This window comes from Polycladidibacter stylochi (assembly GCF_001562055.1).
GTDB lineage: Bacteria > Pseudomonadota > Alphaproteobacteria > Rhizobiales > Stappiaceae > Pseudovibrio > Pseudovibrio stylochi.
In genome coordinates this window covers 159530-175801 of sequence record NZ_LLWE01000018.1, presented here as the reverse complement: position 1 = coordinate 175801, position 16272 = coordinate 159530, and the positions used below count along the sequence as shown (strand labels likewise).

The following is a 16272-nucleotide window of genomic DNA, read 5'->3' as shown; positions in this document are numbered from 1 at the left end:
AACGGGGATGAGAGTGGCTTTGACGCCTCACCCCCAAATGACCTTAAAGCGCGGGTTAATCCAGCTTTGCACGCCGTCAGAAAAGTCAATCTCCCCATAGGGCGTTGGCTGTTTTTGCCCCGCTACGTAATCACGCAGGCACACCCAGCCCGCCTCTTGCAGAGCGGCGCGTATGCGTGCCTCACCTTCTGCATAATGCGTGCCGATATGCAATCGCTTCACATTTTCACTAAGCTGCTCTATACCCGCCTCGATAATACTGGCTTCTTCTCCCTGCACATCCATATCAATGAGATCAAGCTCGCCCCACTTTGCAAGCAAGTCATTAATACTATGCGCTGTCACTTCAATGGCTTTCGCACCGCTGGCACACTCGATAACCTCATGCCCCATATACTCAGATTTATCCTGCGCAATATCTGCTGCAGCCTCTGTCGCAATCGATTGCCCGAACCACTCGCGTGATTTTTTGACATCCAGTTCCTGGCCATCACTCACATAAAAATTGCAGCAACCATTTTCAGCGGCCACAACCCCGTCAACCACCTCATAATCAAATAGATCATCACTATTTAAACCAGCATGTTCGTGTATCCAGCGAACGTGTTGTGGCTCGGCCTCGACAAAGTAAATCTCTGCCTGTTTGCCCAATTGCACAGCAGCTTGGGCGGCATTCATGCCCCAACGGCCATAACCGGCCCCGAGCTCCGCCATTTTATAGTGTATGCCAGCGCCCAAAACGGAAAGATAGATATCGATCCATTCAAAGTATTCTTCGTTTATGCCGGGATACATACTATCATTTGCAACAAGCTGCGCTTGCCGGGCCTTTAATTTTTGAAAGTGCCCCGCTTCATTCTCAAAAGAAATCTCCGGTGCGAATTGACAGTATTTTTGATGGTAAATAGTTTGATCCAATCCCGAGGAAAACGGCCCCTCCGAAATAGGGGTAAAAAAGGAGAACCTCTCGAATGCCGGATGATGCTTCGTAAAGGCCCCATTTTCTACGGGCATACCGCTAAACGTTTTATAATCAATTCTATCTCTGTATTTCCGCAGTTTGGAGGGGCGGTTATTGCGCCCGAAAAGGCTTGGCAGTTTGAGCATGACACGCGCTCCCAATGTATAAACAGCGTTACTCGTAACACACCACCAATCTAGTGTTATTCTTCAAAAATCAGAGCTGAAAATTTGAGATACAAAAATGGGGGCCGAAGCCCCCAGTTCATTTTCTTGATTATTCAATATCTTCAATGGAGGCCGGACCATCGCCAAATGCACGATGCGCCAATGTCGCTTCCATGAAATTATCCAGTTTGCCATCCAGCACATCTTGCGGGCTGGTGCTTTCCACCCCGGTGCGCAAGTCCTTCACCAACTGGTAGGGCTGCAACACATAAGAGCGAATCTGGTGGCCCCAACCGATATCGGTTTTCGCCGCCGCATCCTTACTGGCTGCCGCCTCGCGTTTTTGCAGCTCGGCCTCATACAAACGCGCCCGCAACATATCCCAGGCGGTCGCGCGGTTTTTGTGCTGCGAGCGCTCGGACTGACACTGCACCACAATGCCCGATGGCTGGTGGGTAATACGCACAGCAGAATCGGTGGTGTTCACGTGCTGACCACCGGCACCTGAGGCACGGTAGGTATCAATACGGCAATCACTCTCGTTGATCTCGATATTGATCGAATCGTCAATCACCGGATACACCCAGACAGAAGCAAAGGAAGTATGACGACGCGCGTTACTGTCGTAAGGCGAAATCCGCACCAACCGGTGCACACCGGACTCGGTCTTCATCCAGCCATAAGCATTTTCGCCCTTCAAAAGTAGAGTGGCGGATTTAATGCCGGCTTCTTCGCCGTCATTATATTCCATCAATTCCACTTTAAAGCCGCGCTGCTCGCCCCAACGGCGATACATACGTAGCAGCATGGAAGCCCAGTCCTGACTCTCGGTACCACCGGCACCGGAGTTGATTTCCACGTAGGTGTCGTTACCATCGGCTTCACCAGAGAGCAGCGATTGCAATTGCAATTTATCAACGGCTGCCTTCATGGTTTTCAAGGCAGCTTCAGCTTCGTCAATGACGCTTTGATCGCCTTCCATCTCGCCCATTTCAATGAGCTCGATATTATCCAGCAACTCTTGCTCTTGCCGCTTCACGCCGGAAATACTGTCATCCAGATTTTGCCGCTCACGCATGAGCTTCTGGGCATTTTGCGGATCGTTCCACAAATCCGGATCTTCCGAAAGGGCATTGAGTTCATCTAGTCGAACAAGGGCTGTATCCCAGTCAAAGATGCCTCCTCAGCAGGCTGAGTGCCTGCTTGATCTCATCAGTGATGGCTTCCATCTCGGCGCGCATCATATACCTCGCATGCTATTTTGCTCATTTTTAAAGAAGCAAACTGCTTTAAACCGGAGGCGACCATACTCACCTCACCGGCATTTTTCAATGCGGCGACGGTGACCAACCACAGCACTATTGATTAAATGCAAGCAGACAAGGCGCAATAAGCTGAGTGCAGCAACTTTTAATTACTCAAGCTGACCTGAGCTCCAAGCGCCCTCCACGTTTCTTTATAATCAGCCGTTTCTCTTAAATTCGAAAGCCATCTCTTGATGGTTTTGCGCCAATCAGTTTATACTCGCCACCTCCGTAGTTAAACATCACGCTATTTTCAGATAGCCAAATTATATCAACTTTGACTTCTGGATCAAAAACTAAAAAGTTAGCAGGTAGCGAGCTGAACCAGAAGAAATACTTCTCCCAAACAATGGTGGTGGTGGTTGTATAGTCAACTCCGAAGGTTCTTTCTTTTAGTATTTTAAGGCAGGTTTTACCTTGAGGAGAACAGCTGATTTCCACCCAGCGACTTACGAACGGAGAATAGCCAGAATTTGTAATGCCGGTAAATGCAAATAACCAAATCCCAAAAACAAGAACGACCACAAAAATTAAAAATTTCATTTTCCTGCTCATATTATGAGTTCCCAAATATTTGTTGTAGTTTATTTTATAAATATATTTCAATATCTTAGCAAATCACGCAAGCAATAACCACAAACAAAAAACACCGGTGCTTGTAACGGATCAGAGCTGAGGTCATCCGCCTCTGTTATCCTACCTATCTGGCCCGAAAGTTAACGTGACAGCACCCGAAAAGCTCCCTTCGCTCAATGGCTCAAGTACGAATGGAACAGATAACATCTACGTGAGCGCTAAACTGGTGCGGTCTATGTCAGCTTAAGTTGACGGCACCGTGAGCTTCATGATGCGCTTTCGAAGGCGGGCCGATAGCTACCAATGACTTTTAGCGTGACCATCTGCGGCGGCTCATTACACCGTGCTTGGAGTGTATCGCGGTAGCGCCGATAAGAGCGCAGATCGCGAAAAGGTGCCGCATTTGTGGCACTATCTACCACATGCACAAAAGTTACCCCGTCCTCTATGAGATAGGCCTCGTAGGTGAGCCCGGCCGGCTTTACCGCTTCCAACTCATCGAAAAACGCTTTGAGGAGCGTATTATTCTCTTGCATGTCCTCTGGCCGCACAGTGTAGCGGATGTGAACCTTAGTCATGGCGCACCTCCCGCAAGTGCATAAAGGCCCTACTCCACGTAATTAGCTGATTAAGCATCGCCTCGAGCCGCGGCAAATGAGCATCTGAAGGTTTAAAGATTGTATAATTTTCAAAGTCCTCCAAAAGTGACAGACCAACCTCTGGCACTGTGGTCGCGACCTGCAACTCCGCCATAATTTGCCGAAGTTGCGCGGTTGCGCGTGCGCCACCATTTGTTCCGTACCCGACAAAACCGGCTGCCTTGTTGTTCCATTCTGGATGAAGAAAATCGAGTGCATTCTTTAATGCTGCGGGAACGCCGAAATTATATTCGGGCGTCACCAGCACATAGCCATCAAACCGCGCAATAGTTTGCGACCAAGCTTTGGTATGTTGCTTGGTATAGCCGGTGCCCATCCGTGCAGAGGCCAACGCTGACAACGGCTCGTCGAGCAGAGGCAAATTGTAGTCAGCAATATCAATGAGTTCGAATTGGGCGTCACGACGAAGTTTGGCAATTCCTGCGACCCATTGCGCAACAGCTTCTGCATTGCGGCCGGGTCGTGTACTGCCTGTGACAATCGCAAGTTTTGGGTGTTTCATATTCGTATCTTTCTGCCAAGAAGGTGTTTCCAGCTCAAACTATCACTTGCCAATTTTTTAGAATAGTGGTGCTATAATGGCATCACTGTACAATAATATGGATAATGCAATATGGATTTAGCTGAACTCAGAGATTTTGTTGCCGTCGCCCGTGCGGGTTCCTTCGCGGCTGCCGCAACCGCGACCTGTGTTCCCCGATCAACACTTTCCAAACGCGTACAAATGCTTGAGGCAGCGCTGGAGCTTCGCCTTATTGAAAGAAACACGCGCAAGTTGCGCCTGACACAGGATGGGGAGCTTCTGCTAGAACGGGCCGCCCGCCTCATTGCCGAAGCTGACGATCTGGAACGATTAATGCGTGACCGTAACGAGGAGCCGCGCGGCCGCCTGCGCGTGTCTGTGCCAGTGATGTTCGGGCAAGAGATGATGGGGCAAATTGCAGCTGCCTACACGCAAAAATGGCCCGAAACTGAAATTGATGTGGTGTTGACTGACCGTCGTTCCGATCTTATCGAAGAAGACTTTGATTGTGCCATTCGTATCGGGCCACTGAAGGATTCCAACAACATCGCCCGCTGTCTCGCTTGGTCAAGAACAGTTCTTGTTGCCAGCCCAAGGCTTGCGGCGGGGCTGGATCTCCAGTCTGGACTGGATGCCTTTTCTGCTTGGCCAACAATTGCTTTTGCACCGGCAGGCACGCCGCTACCTTGGACATTAGAAAACCAAACACGTCAAATCGAGCTATCACCGAAAAGTGCAATAACATTCGCCAATATGCATGCTGTGCGGGCGGCAGCGATTGCAGGCGGCGGCGTTGCGCTCATCCCGGCCTTCCTTGTCTACGAGGCCTTGGCCGACGGCAGATTGGTGCAGCTGCTAACTGATTGGCGCGGCCCTGCCTCCAGCATTAATATTGTCTATCCCTCGCGCCGCCATCCTTCCGCACGTTTACGCGCATTTATAGATCTCCTAGCCTCAGAGCTTAAAAGTTCACCATGGGGTGCGCCTGAAGGTGCCACCAACCTAACCTGATATGGGCTGCAAGAGCTTTTAGGTCTCTCAACATGGAACGATTGAAAATACGACAAGCATGGTAAACACCTAGGTGAGTTTGCCCCTAAAACAGGGAAGAAAACAAAACCTGCAGATAAAAAGCGTAAAGTAGAGCCATAAAATGACCAGATTAATAAAAGCTTACGATAAAAAAACTGAAAAACTATTAGCCCAGACTGAACTCAAGAATATATCCTTACAAGAGTTGCAACGAATTTTTCATGTCCAAGAGAATAATCCGATGTTTGACGGTTGGGAGGTGACGCCTAACCATACGGAATACTTTTCTACATTTATTACGGATGATTTTATTTTTAATTTTACTGAATTCGACTATTTTGTTGAATATGCAGAGACGATGCTACTTGATTGAGGACACAATGGCATGTTGCATAAATCTGTCTTTTCGGAGTTGATGACGAGTGGTTCTCCTTTTGATTGATACCTTGCCATAGCAACTTCGGGTGCCGTCAACCTAACCTGACATTGGCCACACAAGTTTTCTCAGAGGCATTTTAGGCGTTAAACATAGCGGCTTGTTTCCATTGTGAAAAAGGGTTGATACGCTACTGTGATTGTCGATAGCACAGCACTAATGCCGAGAATGGCCATGAAGAAACTCTAGGCACAACAGAGGAACACCCCTTTTTACGTTAAAGGGCAAGGCTGAGTGGCAGTCGCTTCGTTGCAAATTGGCGATCAAGTTGTAAGCCATGCAATAGGCGAAGGACAAGGAGGTTTCCTTCTTGTCAAGTCTGTCACGCTCGAAGATGCGCGCCAAGATACCTATAGTTTTGAGGTAGAAGGCACCCACACCTACCTATTGGGTAGTCTTGATGCTTTAGTGCATCACCAGTACACAATTTGATACTGAAGTTGTGATACCAAAAGGCACGCAAATTCACATAGGACAAGTTGCGCCTCAACCAGTTGGGGTTAAAGGGGCAAAGTATAGAGGTGGCGCTGAGTATAAAAACAAATTTCCAGAGCAATTCAATTAGGGCATGACAATGAACAATGATAGCAATCAAGAGCTATTGGAAATGGTCGAATTCATTCATGATCATTTAAACCAAAATGGCTATGGAGAAAAGTATTCTGGGATCATTAAGTCACTGAATATTTTGAAAAGTAGAGATAGAAACGGTTATCATAAGGTGAGCGATCATCTGTTGGATGATTTCAGACGACTGTATGACAACAGACATGATAGCGAACTTCTAAATGAAAAATTTGACGCGGCTTGTAAGCTTGCAGAAAAACTCTTTTAGAGCGGGTCGTGTTACATAATGGCGCTATCAACTTAACTTTGGCTCCAGTGCCGATTGGTTGTTGAGCAGCATGACTTCAGCCAATGCCAACAACCTAACCTGACATTGGCCGCACAAGTTTTCTCCTGAAGGATTTTATGCGTTAAACATAGCGGTTTGTTTTTATTGCAAAAATGCGTTGAGGCGATGGTGGTGAAGTCATCCGCCTCTGCTATCCTAGCAATCTGGCCCGAAAGTTTACGTGACAGCACCGCTCAATTTGTTTTAGGTAACACAGCCGACGACACCCCTAGCTCAAGCAGTTTTTCTTGAGCTAGCTTCCCTATGTGGTCTTTTTGGCTTATCGAAATTTCTTGCAAGGCTGCGATAGCCGATGGATCTCCGATCTTACTCAGAGCCCACACCGCTTTGCTCCCTAAAGCTCTAGCTTCATCAAAATCCAGATAATCAGGAACCCACTGTGCAAGATACTTCAAACTATTGACGCAGCTAGGTGTGCGAATTTCATCAAAGGCACTTGCAATATCTTCGTGAGAGACATGCCACGCCTCTGGTGCCAGCGTAGACAGAAGTTTGATATGCACTTCTGCAAAGCCGAAACTAAAACCAACAATCATAGCACTCTGGACTTCGCCAGAGGTTTTTGATGTTAGCGCATCACTCAGCAGCTCTACGCCTAAAGAAATCGGGTCGCTAATACCTCCTCTAAAATTACGCAGGAAGTCTTCATCTGAAGTCCTTTGCTTGCCATCAAAACCAATACACAAATCTGAAATCTGTCTCTTCTCAGCTTTCGAAAGGGGCATTCCTATCACCATTCAGTAGTAAACGAATCTATATTTTTGTTAAAAATCAAACAACGCAGGGCCTTTGCCAAGACCAATACGTGATCTTGATCTCGCTTTTAAAATAGGCAATTGATCAAGTCCAACCATTTGAAACAAATGGCATATCAACACCAACCACAAGGTAAATAAGCCCCGCTTGTAAACCTCCATACACAAAAGGGACGCTTGCCGAAACAAGCGCCCCCTTTATATCTTTATAGCCACTTTCGAGCGATGCTTAGTAAAGCCCGCCTGTGCCAGACATGACCGCCGCACCGGCTTCATCGGACAAACTGCGATATTCGCCAAGCTCGTCATCAAAACCAATCACAGAATAGCTGTCAGGCGGTGCATTGCCCGGTTTAAAGGCTTCCAAAATGGTGCCCGGCGCACCGGCCTCGGCCCGCAAACCCGTCCGGCGGTTAATCGGGATCAACCGCAAACCTGCAGGCAAGCGAAACTCTTGTGGCGGTGTTCCCTTTAAGGCTTCTTTCAAGAAGCTCGCCACAATCGGCGCGGCCACACCACCACCGGTTGCCCCGCGCCCCATGGAACGCGGCGTATCATAACCAAGATAAACCCCTACAACCAGCTCCGGTGTGAAGCCGATAAACCAGGCATCCTTTTCATCGTTGGTTGTACCGGTTTTACCTGCAACCGGACGCCCAACAGAGCGTACCTTTGTTCCCGAGCCGCGCTTGACCACACCTTCCATCATGGATGTAATCTGGTAAGCGGTCATTGGGTCAAGAATTTGCTCGCGCGTATCAATTAGCTTGGGCTCCTGCTGGCCTTGCCAGTCATACGCCACACAGGCATCGCAAACCAGCTGGTCATTGCGGTAAATTGTTTTACCATAACGATCTTGCACCCGGTCAATCAAAGTAGGACGCACCCGCCGACCACCATTGGCAATCATCGCATAGGCATTGGTCATCCGCATGAGGGTCGTTTCACCCGCCCCCAGAGCCATGGAAAGCACCGGTTGCATATGATCGTAAATACCAAATCGAGCCGCATACTGGGCCACCAGGTCCATGCCCATGTCTTCAGCCAGACGAATGGTCATCAGGTTGCGTGACATTTCAATGCCCGTACGCAAGGTCGAAGGCCCATAATATTTGCCGCCGTAGTTTTTCGGCTTCCAGATGCCCTGATCCCCACCTTGATCGATTTCAATAGGCGCATCGAGCACCACAGACGACGGGGTATAGCCACTATCCAGCGCAGCTGAATAAACAAACGGCTTGAACGAGGAACCCGGCTGACGCATTGCCTGTGTTGCACGGTTAAACTGGCTAATATCAAAACTGAACCCGCCAACCAGAGCCAAAACACGGCCCGTTTGCGGATCCATGGCAATCAGACCGCCCGAAACCTCCGGCACCTGTTCCAGCTTGTAGCCGCCAGTACGCTTGCGGCTCACATAAACCACATCACCGGGAGAGAACAGCTCACGCACATTCCGTGGCTCGCGCCTATTCACCTTTGCCCATTTCATATCCTTGAGCAAAAGTTCGCTTTTGATGCGCTCTTGTGACAGCTTTTTGTTAACAGCACGCGTTGGCCGCAAGCCAATAATCGCTTTGGTATTGCTCACAGAAAGCACAACCGCTGTAGTCCAATCGGGCATATCCGACAGGCGGTTAACCTTATAAAGCGCGGGGCCCCAATCACCTGCAGCAAGATCAATCTGCTTGACCGGACCACGCCAGGAACCGCGCGAATGGTCAAAATTAATCAAACCGTTGGTCAAGGATTTGCGCGCAACATTTTGCAAACGTGTATTCAAAGAGGTGCGAACCGAAAGGCCGCCCTCATAGAGCCGCTTTTCACCGTACTGCTCGGCCAGCTGGCGGCGTACCTCCTCGGTAAAGTAATCAGCCCCCACCACATGAATACCCGTAGGACGCAGCTTCACGTCAAGCGGCATTGCTTTGGCTTTGGCCGCTTCTTCAGCGCTGACGTAACCATTGGCCACCATCCGATCAATAACCCAGTTACGACGGGTAATTGCCCGATCACGGTGGCGATAGGGGTGGTAGTTGTTGGGCGCTTTAGGCACAGCCGCCAGATAGGCGATTTCCGCAAGGTTCAGTTCTTGAACCGATTTATCGAATAGAATCAGCGATGCCGCACCAACACCGTGGGCACCCATACCCAAGTAGATTTGGTTAAGATAAAGCTCCAGGATTTCTTCCTTGGAATACAGCTGCTCGATCCGCAAGGAAAGGATCGCCTCTTTAAGCTTACGGATATATGTTTGCTCGTTGGTGAGCAAAAAGTTCTTCGCCACCTGCTGGGTAATGGTCGAAGCCCCAACCAAACGCCGTCCGGAACCAAGGTTCTTTAGGTTGGTTATTACCGCACGGCCAAGGCCCACCATATCCACGCCGATATGGTTATAAAAGTTTTTATCTTCAGCCGAAATAAACGCCTGTTTGAGTTTGTCGGGAATAGCTTCAATAGGCAAGAACAAGCGGCGCTCATGCGCATACTCGTAGATCAACTGCCCGTCCGCCGCATGCACACGTGTCATAATCGGCGGCGCATAATTTTTCAACGTCGTATAATCAGGCAGATCTTTAGACAACCCTCGCAGGTAGATATAAAGACCCGCCATACTGACCAACCCGACAAATGCGCCCGCAGCAAACAGGTAGCCAAAGATCCTAAGTATTACCTTCATTCTTCAGGCTCATCTTTCTATATAATCCAGATGCAGCGCAAATGTGATAACAAACGCAGCTACATAGTAATGCTTCAAATAAAGAGCTGCGCTATCCCGAACGCCCCCCGTAAGGTCGATCGAAATACATGGCCTGCAATATGCAGCCACAAAAGCCAAACAGCTCTTTACCAAAATCCAACTTCTCTCTCATGCCAATTACTTTTTAATATGGCAATGCTAAGGCAAAACTTTTCTATAATTTGTAAAATAGCTTTTCTAGTTCTGATGGCTATCATGAGCAATGCGTACAGCAAAAAAACTATTTACAGCTGCCGTAAGCGCATCTGAAGCCCGTTGCCGCCACCCGTCAGTTTGTAACATGGCCTCATCTTGTGCATTGGATAGGAAACCCAGCTCAATCAGAACCGAAGGCACATCATTGCTTTTAAGAACGGCAAACCCTGCGGAACGTAGCGGACGCGTAATAACCCGCGTTGCACTTTCCAGCTCGGCAATTGCCAACCGTGCAAAATGGATAGAAAAGTTTTTTGTCTCCCGTCGTGTCAACTCAACCAGAATGTCGGTCACTTCCTCCTCATCGACAGGCACTTCAACCCCACCAATTATATCGGAATAATTTTCACGCCGCGCCAGTGCCGCCGCCATTCTGTCCGATGCTTTTTCAGATAATGTATAGATAGAGGCACCACGCGTACTGCTTGCCCCTTCTGTAATCGAATCGGCATGTAGCGAAATGAACAAGTCCGCTTTCAACTCGTGGCCAATTTTCACCCGACCACGAAGTGGAATAAAACGGTCATGATCTCTCGTCAGATAAACCGTATAGAGCCCTGTTTGCTCCAACTTCTTTTTAAGCGATTTCGCAAAGTTCAACACCACTGCTTTTTCGAGTGTACCGCCAGCACCGCGTGCACCTGAATCAATCCCCCCGTGCCCTGGATCGAGCACGATAATCGGCTTGGGTGCAACACCGAGTAAAGCGCTCTCTTGGCTCGGCTTGGTTTGCGCGGTCTCAGGTAATGAAGCAGTCTCTTCAACGCTACTCTCCCCTTGCAAGGAAGGTTTCGCACCATTCGGGACATTTTCATTCTCACGGTCTTGCGCACGTAAGCCTAAGCGCGTGAAGGCCCGCCGCCCGATACTATATTTCTCACTGGCTTGCTCAAGAAATTGCATGCGCGAACCTGCAACCAAATCCAGCACCAAACGCGTTGGCTGTCCTTGCACACTCGGCATTAAAAACGACTTATCTAAAACAACAGGCCCGCTCAAATCCAGCACAACCCGACCGCGCTGCGCGGAAATGGCCCCAAAGCGCCAGTCACGTATAAGCCCGCGCCCATCTGCTATTATTTCCTTATCAATAGCAAAATGAACCTGAGCCAAATCGATAATCAACCGGTAGGGATCGGCCAAGAAAGAAAGGGCAAATGCTGCCTCGCCGTCCATATCCAAAACAAATCGGGTGCGGTTATCATCGCCAGCCACCCGACCATTACTTATGGTGATTTTTTGCTGAGTATTGGCATAAGCGTGCGACGACAGCGCAAACGGCATAAGCGCCATTAAAAACGCACTGAGCATTATTAGCAAAATAGGAATGACGAAACGAAGTTTACCCAAAAAAACCTCAAGCATCGTAGCTACATAACTTCCAAGCAGCTCTAGTCAGCAGCACTATACCCCAGAACCCAGTTCAACGCATAAGATACAGCCTATTAATTGTCACGGTGTCTTGTCGCGATTTACGCATTCTTTGTCATATTAACTCTGTTTTTCAACAGAACAAAACCCTGCAAGCCACATCATTGCCTCTGCAAAGCACTTAAGGTTATCAGCATAGCAACCCCGTCTTTTCTCCCTGCCAAACGTTAGCCTGTTGAATTCAGAGGCAGAACCCAGACAGCGATAACAATAACCAAAGCCACCATGAAAAGGGGGAGGCAACGGCCAAATTGCATTTCTCAGCCTTGCCAACCCAGCTTTTGCCGCTTAAAAGAAACTGTTAGACATTCTTTTTCGCAATTGCTCAAAAGATACTCTTGCCCCTTAGGACCGCTGATTTTAGCCACTCCTTTGCTGAATACAGCTGTATTTTTTGGGCTTCAGAGTATGTTTTAGATAAGGTTGTTTCCGATTTGTTGAGGCAAATTCTCTAAGATAGCAGCAATTGGCGAAGCCAAAAAGAATGACGATACGGAAGAAATTCACAGGCTGAGGCCAGAAAATCACTGCCGTGGGTGGGATAGTCTGGCACTCGCCAAAACAAGTTAATCTGTGCCTGTAACCATATTGTCATGGCGAAATCGACAGACAAATGGGCCCTGTGCACAAGCCTCCGGCATCAGCCGGTCAATTGCCTAATCTACAGGCGCAAAGCACCCGTAAAGTGCTTAAAAGTTTAATTTTGGAGACGGACGGTCTTGCTAGCGATACGCGCGACATATGCACGAAGTGCCTATGAAACCGAACAGAAAAGAAGCAGTGAGCGGGCAGCAATGTCAGCCCCCTTTTCTGTTGTCGCCGCGCGGCACCGCACGCCTCTTCGCATCAACACAAAAAACAACGCGGTACTGTTAACATGATCAATTTGAAGCGCCCTTTGCGCCGGTTGCCCAAACAGGCCGCAAGGATATCACTTCATGGCAAACAAAATGCTGATAGATGCGACCCACCCGGAAGAGACCCGGGTTACGGTCGTACGTGGGAATCGTGTAGAAGAATTTGATTTTGAGGCAGCGAACCGTAAGCAGCTGCGCGGAAATATTTATTTAGCCAAGGTAACCCGTGTGGAGCCTTCGCTGCAGGCGGCTTTCGTTGAATACGGCGGCAACCGCCACGGCTTTTTGGCGTTTAGCGAAATTCACCCCGACTACTACCAGTTGCCGGAGGAAGATCGTCGTGCGCTCGAAGCCCAGCTCCAGGCTGAGGCCGAAGCCAACCAGCGCGAGCGCGAGCGCCGCGAAAAGGAAGAAGCGCGCCGTGAAGCTGAACGTGAGGCTGCTGCTGCCGCACGTGAAGCGGAAAATAATGGCGAAAACGCTCCGGAAGACGAAGAAGACACCGAGGAGCAACTCGCACGCCTCGACGCACCGCATCAAGAAGATAGCATTGAGGACATTGAACCTGAACTGCCTTCGTTAAGCGATGACGAAGATAGCGACGACGCTTCACAAGCATCGGCTCCGCTGGCAGCCAACACACCAGAGACGGCGCCACAGCCAACACCAAACGTTGAGCAGCAAATCGCTTCTGCATCTTCTGCACCTGAAACAACAGTTTCGTCGCAAGAAGAACAAGCTTCAGCGACTGAGAGCACCCAAAATGCGGTGCCTTCACAAGACTTATCACAGCCGGACACCGCAAATGAAGCGGATGAGGTTGAAGCTGGCGATACCGACAAAAAGCCCGGCACTCAGGCAATGTCCGCTAATAATGACCATGTCATTTCTGGGGAGATGCCGGAAGAAGGTTCGAATAACAAACCAGAGAATGCGCCAAAAGATCAAGCGTCCGCAACTGAGCCGGCCCAAACAGCTGATACACCAGCTGCAGCAAGCGAAAGCCAGTCCGAACCAGCCAGTGGCCCGGATGAAACACAACCAAGCGCACCAGTCATAAAAGACGATGCCGTTGCCGTTGAAGAAATCAGCACCACTACCAGCCTGCAACCGACAGCCTCGTTTGTAGAGCCGCAACCTGCCAAGCTCGTTTTTGTCGATGTGTCGCCAGAGGAACTCGCAGCACAAACCACACCGAGCCAAGAGAGCAGCGAAGAAGCTGACAAGGAAAAGGCAGAGGCAGCAGAAGGTGAAGAAGAACAGCGCCCGAGTCGTCAAAACCGCAACCGTCGTTCTTTGCGTCGTACACGGCGTCGTCGCCGCAATCCTCTAAATGAAATCCCAGAGGAAAAGCAGGCAGACGACAAACAGCCTGTTGTGACTGAAGAAAAGAGTGCAGAAGAATCTGTCGATCAGGTTGGCAATGAAGATGCGCTGGAAGAAGTGCCAGAGCGTCCACGTCGCCTGCGCGATTCCTACAAAATTCAAGAGGTTATTAAACGCCGTCAGCTGCTGCTGGTACAGGTGGTCAAAGAAGAACGCGGCAACAAAGGCGCGGCGCTGACCACTTACCTTTCACTTGCGGGTCGTTACTCGGTCCTCATGCCGAACACCGACCGTGGTGGCGGTATTTCTCGTAAAATCACCAAGCCGGTAGACCGTAAACGCCTTAAGCAAGTTGCCAGTGATCTGGATGTGCCGCGCGGCATGGGCGTTATTTTACGCACAGCCGGTGCCAGCCGCACCAAAGCTGAAATCAAACGCGACTTTGAATACCTGCTACGCCTGTGGGAAAGTGTCCGTGAGCTCACGCTCAACTCCGCAGCGCCGCGTCTTGTTTATGAAGAAGGCAGCCTGATCAAACGCTCTATTCGCGATCTTTACAACAAAGATATCGATCAGGTGTTGGTATCGGGCGAAGAAGGCTACCGCGAAGCTAAAGACTTCATGCGTATGCTGATGCCAAGCCATGCCAAGAACGTGCAGCCTTACCGCGACGCCACGCCGTTATTCACCCGCTTTGGTGTCGAGGCCCAGCTGGATGCCATGTTCTCGCCGCAAGTAACCTTGAAGTCCGGCGGCTACATTGTCATCAACCAGACAGAAGCCTTGGTGGCAATTGATGTAAACTCGGGCAAATCCACGCGCGAACAAAATATTGAAGATACCGCTCTCGCCACCAACCTGGAAGCGGCAGAAGAAATATCCCGCCAGCTACGCCTGCGTGATTTGGCCGGTCTTGTGGTCATCGACTTCATTGACATGGAGGAAAACCGCAACAACCGCGCTGTGGAACGCCGCCTGAAAGAATGTTTGAAAACCGACCGCGCCCGCATTCAAGTGGGGCGTATATCCCACTTTGGCCTGCTGGAAATGTCACGCCAGCGCCTGCGCACTGGTGTACTGGAAAGCTCTTCGGTTATTTGTCCGCATTGCCGTGGTGCCGGTATTGTACGCTCTGTTGAATCTGTTGCGCTGCACATTCTGCGCTCCATGGAAGAACAGTTACTGCGCGGCGTGACCCACGATTTGATCGTCCACACCCCAGCCGAAGTAGCGCTCTACATCCTCAACCAAAAACGCCACAGCTTAAGCGATTTGGAAAACCGTTTCGGCCTAAGCATTTCTGTGAATGCCGATGACAGCGTTAGCGAACAGCACTTCACTTTAGAGCGCGGCGCTCCAGTAAGCTTCACCAAGCGCTATGAACAAGCGCCTGTATATGTGCAACCAGACAGCATTGCACCGGTTACGGCCACTCAGGATGAAATTGAAGAGATAGAGCCGGAAGAAACCGAAGATGTGAAGGCAAAGGACGAAGAAAGCAACGACAAGGATCGTCGCCGCCGTCGTCGTCGTCGCCGTCGCCGTGATGAGCGTGACAGCAAAGACAACGAAACACAGCAAAGTGAAGAGGCTGAAGACAAGGAAGAAGGCGCAAAAGAAAGCCAGGATCAGCCCGAAGATAACGAAGGCAAACTGGAACCTGTTGAGCAGACCACTTCTGAAGAAGCTCTTGCCGAAGCTGAAGAACTGAGCGACGAAGAAGAGCGTCGCCGCAAACGCCGCCGTGGCCGCCGTGGTGGTCGCCGCTCTCGCCGTCGTCCAAACGACGAATTGGAAACAAGCGAAAGCGAGGCAAACCCAGAAAGTGCCACGTTTCCAGAAGGCGCAACCGACACACCATCCCAAGCGGGTGAGCCAGCAGACGAAACCCAAGCGGCGCAAACCGGAACAGCCGCTGAAGAAAAAGCGCCAGAAAGCACGCCAACAGCAGCCCAAAGCGAGCCCAAGCCCGTCGCTGTTGAAGCGCCTGCTGAACCCGCTCAAGAAACTGCTCCGGCTGAACTAGCTGACAAAGCGAGCGACACTGGCGATGATAGTGCAGCGCAAACAGCGCAGGCTCCAAAATCCGAGCCAACACCTGTTGTTGCAGCTAAAGTTGAGGCGCAGGTAGAGGCCGCGCCGCAAAGCAACGATTTTGCTGAGGAGAAACCACAGGAAAACGGGGAAGTAGAAGAAAAGGCCAAGCCGAAGTACCGCCCTGCCCCGAAAAAACCGGTGGTCACCAGCCAGAAGATTGTTGAAGGCGAAGCGGTGGAAGTTGAGGAAGAAGAAGGCCAGTCACGCCGCACCGGTTGGTGGCAGCGCCGCTCATTCTTCTAGCATGATTATAAAGAACACAAAGGGCGGCCACCG

The 16272-nt window shown here is 50.1% G+C and carries 13 protein-coding genes and 1 pseudogene; 6 read left to right on the top strand and 8 right to left on the bottom strand.

All coding sequences use genetic code 11. The features are described from left to right. Window positions 1-27: 27 nt before the first annotated feature. The 5 genes from AYK67_RS04090 to AYK67_RS04070 all read right to left on the bottom strand — a co-directional run bounded on the left by AYK67_RS04090 (window position 28) and on the right by AYK67_RS04070 (window position 4169). Window positions 28-1107: an FkbM family methyltransferase gene (locus tag AYK67_RS04090; RefSeq protein ID WP_068082679.1), complete on the bottom strand. Its 1080-nt coding sequence runs from the start codon at window positions 1105-1107 to the stop codon at window positions 28-30. Window positions 1108-1237: 130 nt separating this feature from the next. After that, window positions 1238-2369 (bottom strand): peptide chain release factor 2 gene (gene prfB / locus AYK67_RS04085; protein ID WP_156453056.1). Its coding sequence is split into 2 segments (ribosomal slippage): window positions 1238-2299 and window positions 2301-2369, totalling 1131 coding nucleotides; the frame shifts between segments, so codons are not numbered across the junction. 234 nt (window positions 2370-2603) lie between these two features. Further along, entirely contained in the window at window positions 2604-2975 is a 372-nt protein-coding gene (locus tag AYK67_RS04080) for a hypothetical protein (RefSeq protein ID WP_068082673.1), read from the bottom strand. A gap of 299 nt (window positions 2976-3274) precedes the next feature. Next, on the bottom strand, window positions 3275-3586 hold the full coding sequence (locus AYK67_RS04075) for a hypothetical protein (protein ID WP_068082670.1): 312 nt from the start codon (window positions 3584-3586) through the stop codon (window positions 3275-3277). Further along, window positions 3579-4169 (bottom strand): NADPH-dependent FMN reductase, encoded by a 591-nt coding sequence (locus tag AYK67_RS04070; protein ID WP_068082667.1) that lies wholly within the window; start codon window positions 4167-4169, stop codon window positions 3579-3581. Before AYK67_RS04070 ends, AYK67_RS04075 begins: the two co-directional genes overlap by 8 nt. A gap of 111 nt (window positions 4170-4280) precedes the next feature. Between AYK67_RS04070 and AYK67_RS04065 the strand changes: the two genes are divergently transcribed. The 5 genes and pseudogenes from AYK67_RS04065 to AYK67_RS04050 all read left to right on the top strand — a co-directional run bounded on the left by AYK67_RS04065 (window position 4281) and on the right by AYK67_RS04050 (window position 6493). Next, window positions 4281-5201, top strand: a complete 921-nt coding sequence (locus tag AYK67_RS04065) for a LysR family transcriptional regulator (protein ID WP_068082665.1) — start codon at window positions 4281-4283, stop codon at window positions 5199-5201. A gap of 57 nt (window positions 5202-5258) precedes the next feature. After that, window positions 5259-5342 (top strand): annotated as a pseudogene (locus tag AYK67_RS17750) (colicin E3/pyocin S6 family cytotoxin); the annotation flags it as partial. Window position 5343: 1 nt separating this feature from the next. Then, window positions 5344-5595: a DUF7683 domain-containing protein gene (locus AYK67_RS04060; RefSeq protein ID WP_068082662.1), complete on the top strand. Its 252-nt coding sequence runs from the start codon at window positions 5344-5346 to the stop codon at window positions 5593-5595. A gap of 297 nt (window positions 5596-5892) precedes the next feature. Next, window positions 5893-6090 (top strand): hypothetical protein, encoded by a 198-nt coding sequence (locus AYK67_RS04055; protein WP_068082660.1) that lies wholly within the window; start codon window positions 5893-5895, stop codon window positions 6088-6090. Window positions 6091-6232: 142 nt separating this feature from the next. Next, window positions 6233-6493, top strand: a complete 261-nt coding sequence (locus AYK67_RS04050) for a hypothetical protein (RefSeq protein WP_068082658.1) — start codon at window positions 6233-6235, stop codon at window positions 6491-6493. Between the two features lie 254 nt (window positions 6494-6747). Here the strand turns inward: AYK67_RS04050 and AYK67_RS04045 are convergent, their stop codons facing one another. The 3 genes from AYK67_RS04045 to AYK67_RS04035 form a co-directional block, all read right to left on the bottom strand. After that, window positions 6748-7299, bottom strand: a complete 552-nt coding sequence (locus AYK67_RS04045) for a hypothetical protein (protein WP_068082656.1) — start codon at window positions 7297-7299, stop codon at window positions 6748-6750. A 259-nt stretch (window positions 7300-7558) separates the two neighbouring features. After that, the gene (locus AYK67_RS04040) at window positions 7559-10000 is read right to left on the bottom strand and encodes a penicillin-binding protein 1A (RefSeq protein WP_068083237.1); all 2442 of its coding nucleotides are present in this window, start codon (window positions 9998-10000) and stop codon (window positions 7559-7561) included. Window positions 10001-10267: 267 nt separating this feature from the next. Then, the gene (locus AYK67_RS04035; RefSeq protein ID WP_208976206.1) at window positions 10268-11635 is read right to left on the bottom strand and encodes an N-acetylmuramoyl-L-alanine amidase; all 1368 of its coding nucleotides are present in this window, start codon (window positions 11633-11635) and stop codon (window positions 10268-10270) included. Window positions 11636-12654: 1019 nt separating this feature from the next. On the opposite strand from AYK67_RS04035, the gene AYK67_RS17435 reads away from it, so the two are divergent. After that, window positions 12655-16239 carry a ribonuclease E/G gene (locus AYK67_RS17435; RefSeq protein WP_068082654.1) on the top strand — a complete coding sequence of 1195 codons (3585 nt, stop codon included), beginning with the start codon at window positions 12655-12657 and terminating at the stop codon, window positions 16237-16239. Window positions 16240-16272 lie beyond the last annotated feature (33 nt).

What these genes read in the sequence shown, in the direction of transcription:
- AYK67_RS04090 (WP_068082679.1), bottom strand. Translation starts at nt 1,107, where the DNA reads ATGCTCAAACTGCCAAGCCTTTTCGGGCGCAATAACCGCCCCTCCAAA.
- AYK67_RS04080 (WP_068082673.1), bottom strand. Translation starts at nt 2,975, where the DNA reads ATGAAATTTTTAATTTTTGTGGTCGTTCTTGTTTTTGGGATTTGGTTA.
- AYK67_RS04075 (WP_068082670.1), bottom strand. Translation starts at nt 3,586, where the DNA reads ATGACTAAGGTTCACATCCGCTACACTGTGCGGCCAGAGGACATGCAA.
- AYK67_RS04070 (WP_068082667.1), bottom strand. Translation starts at nt 4,169, where the DNA reads ATGAAACACCCAAAACTTGCGATTGTCACAGGCAGTACACGACCCGGC.
- AYK67_RS04065 (WP_068082665.1), top strand. Translation starts at nt 4,281, where the DNA reads ATGGATTTAGCTGAACTCAGAGATTTTGTTGCCGTCGCCCGTGCGGGT.
- AYK67_RS04060 (WP_068082662.1), top strand. Translation starts at nt 5,344, where the DNA reads ATGACCAGATTAATAAAAGCTTACGATAAAAAAACTGAAAAACTATTA.
- AYK67_RS04050 (WP_068082658.1), top strand. Translation starts at nt 6,233, where the DNA reads ATGAACAATGATAGCAATCAAGAGCTATTGGAAATGGTCGAATTCATT.
- AYK67_RS04045 (WP_068082656.1), bottom strand. Translation starts at nt 7,299, where the DNA reads ATGCCCCTTTCGAAAGCTGAGAAGAGACAGATTTCAGATTTGTGTATT.
- AYK67_RS17435 (WP_068082654.1), top strand. Translation starts at nt 12,655, where the DNA reads ATGGCAAACAAAATGCTGATAGATGCGACCCACCCGGAAGAGACCCGG.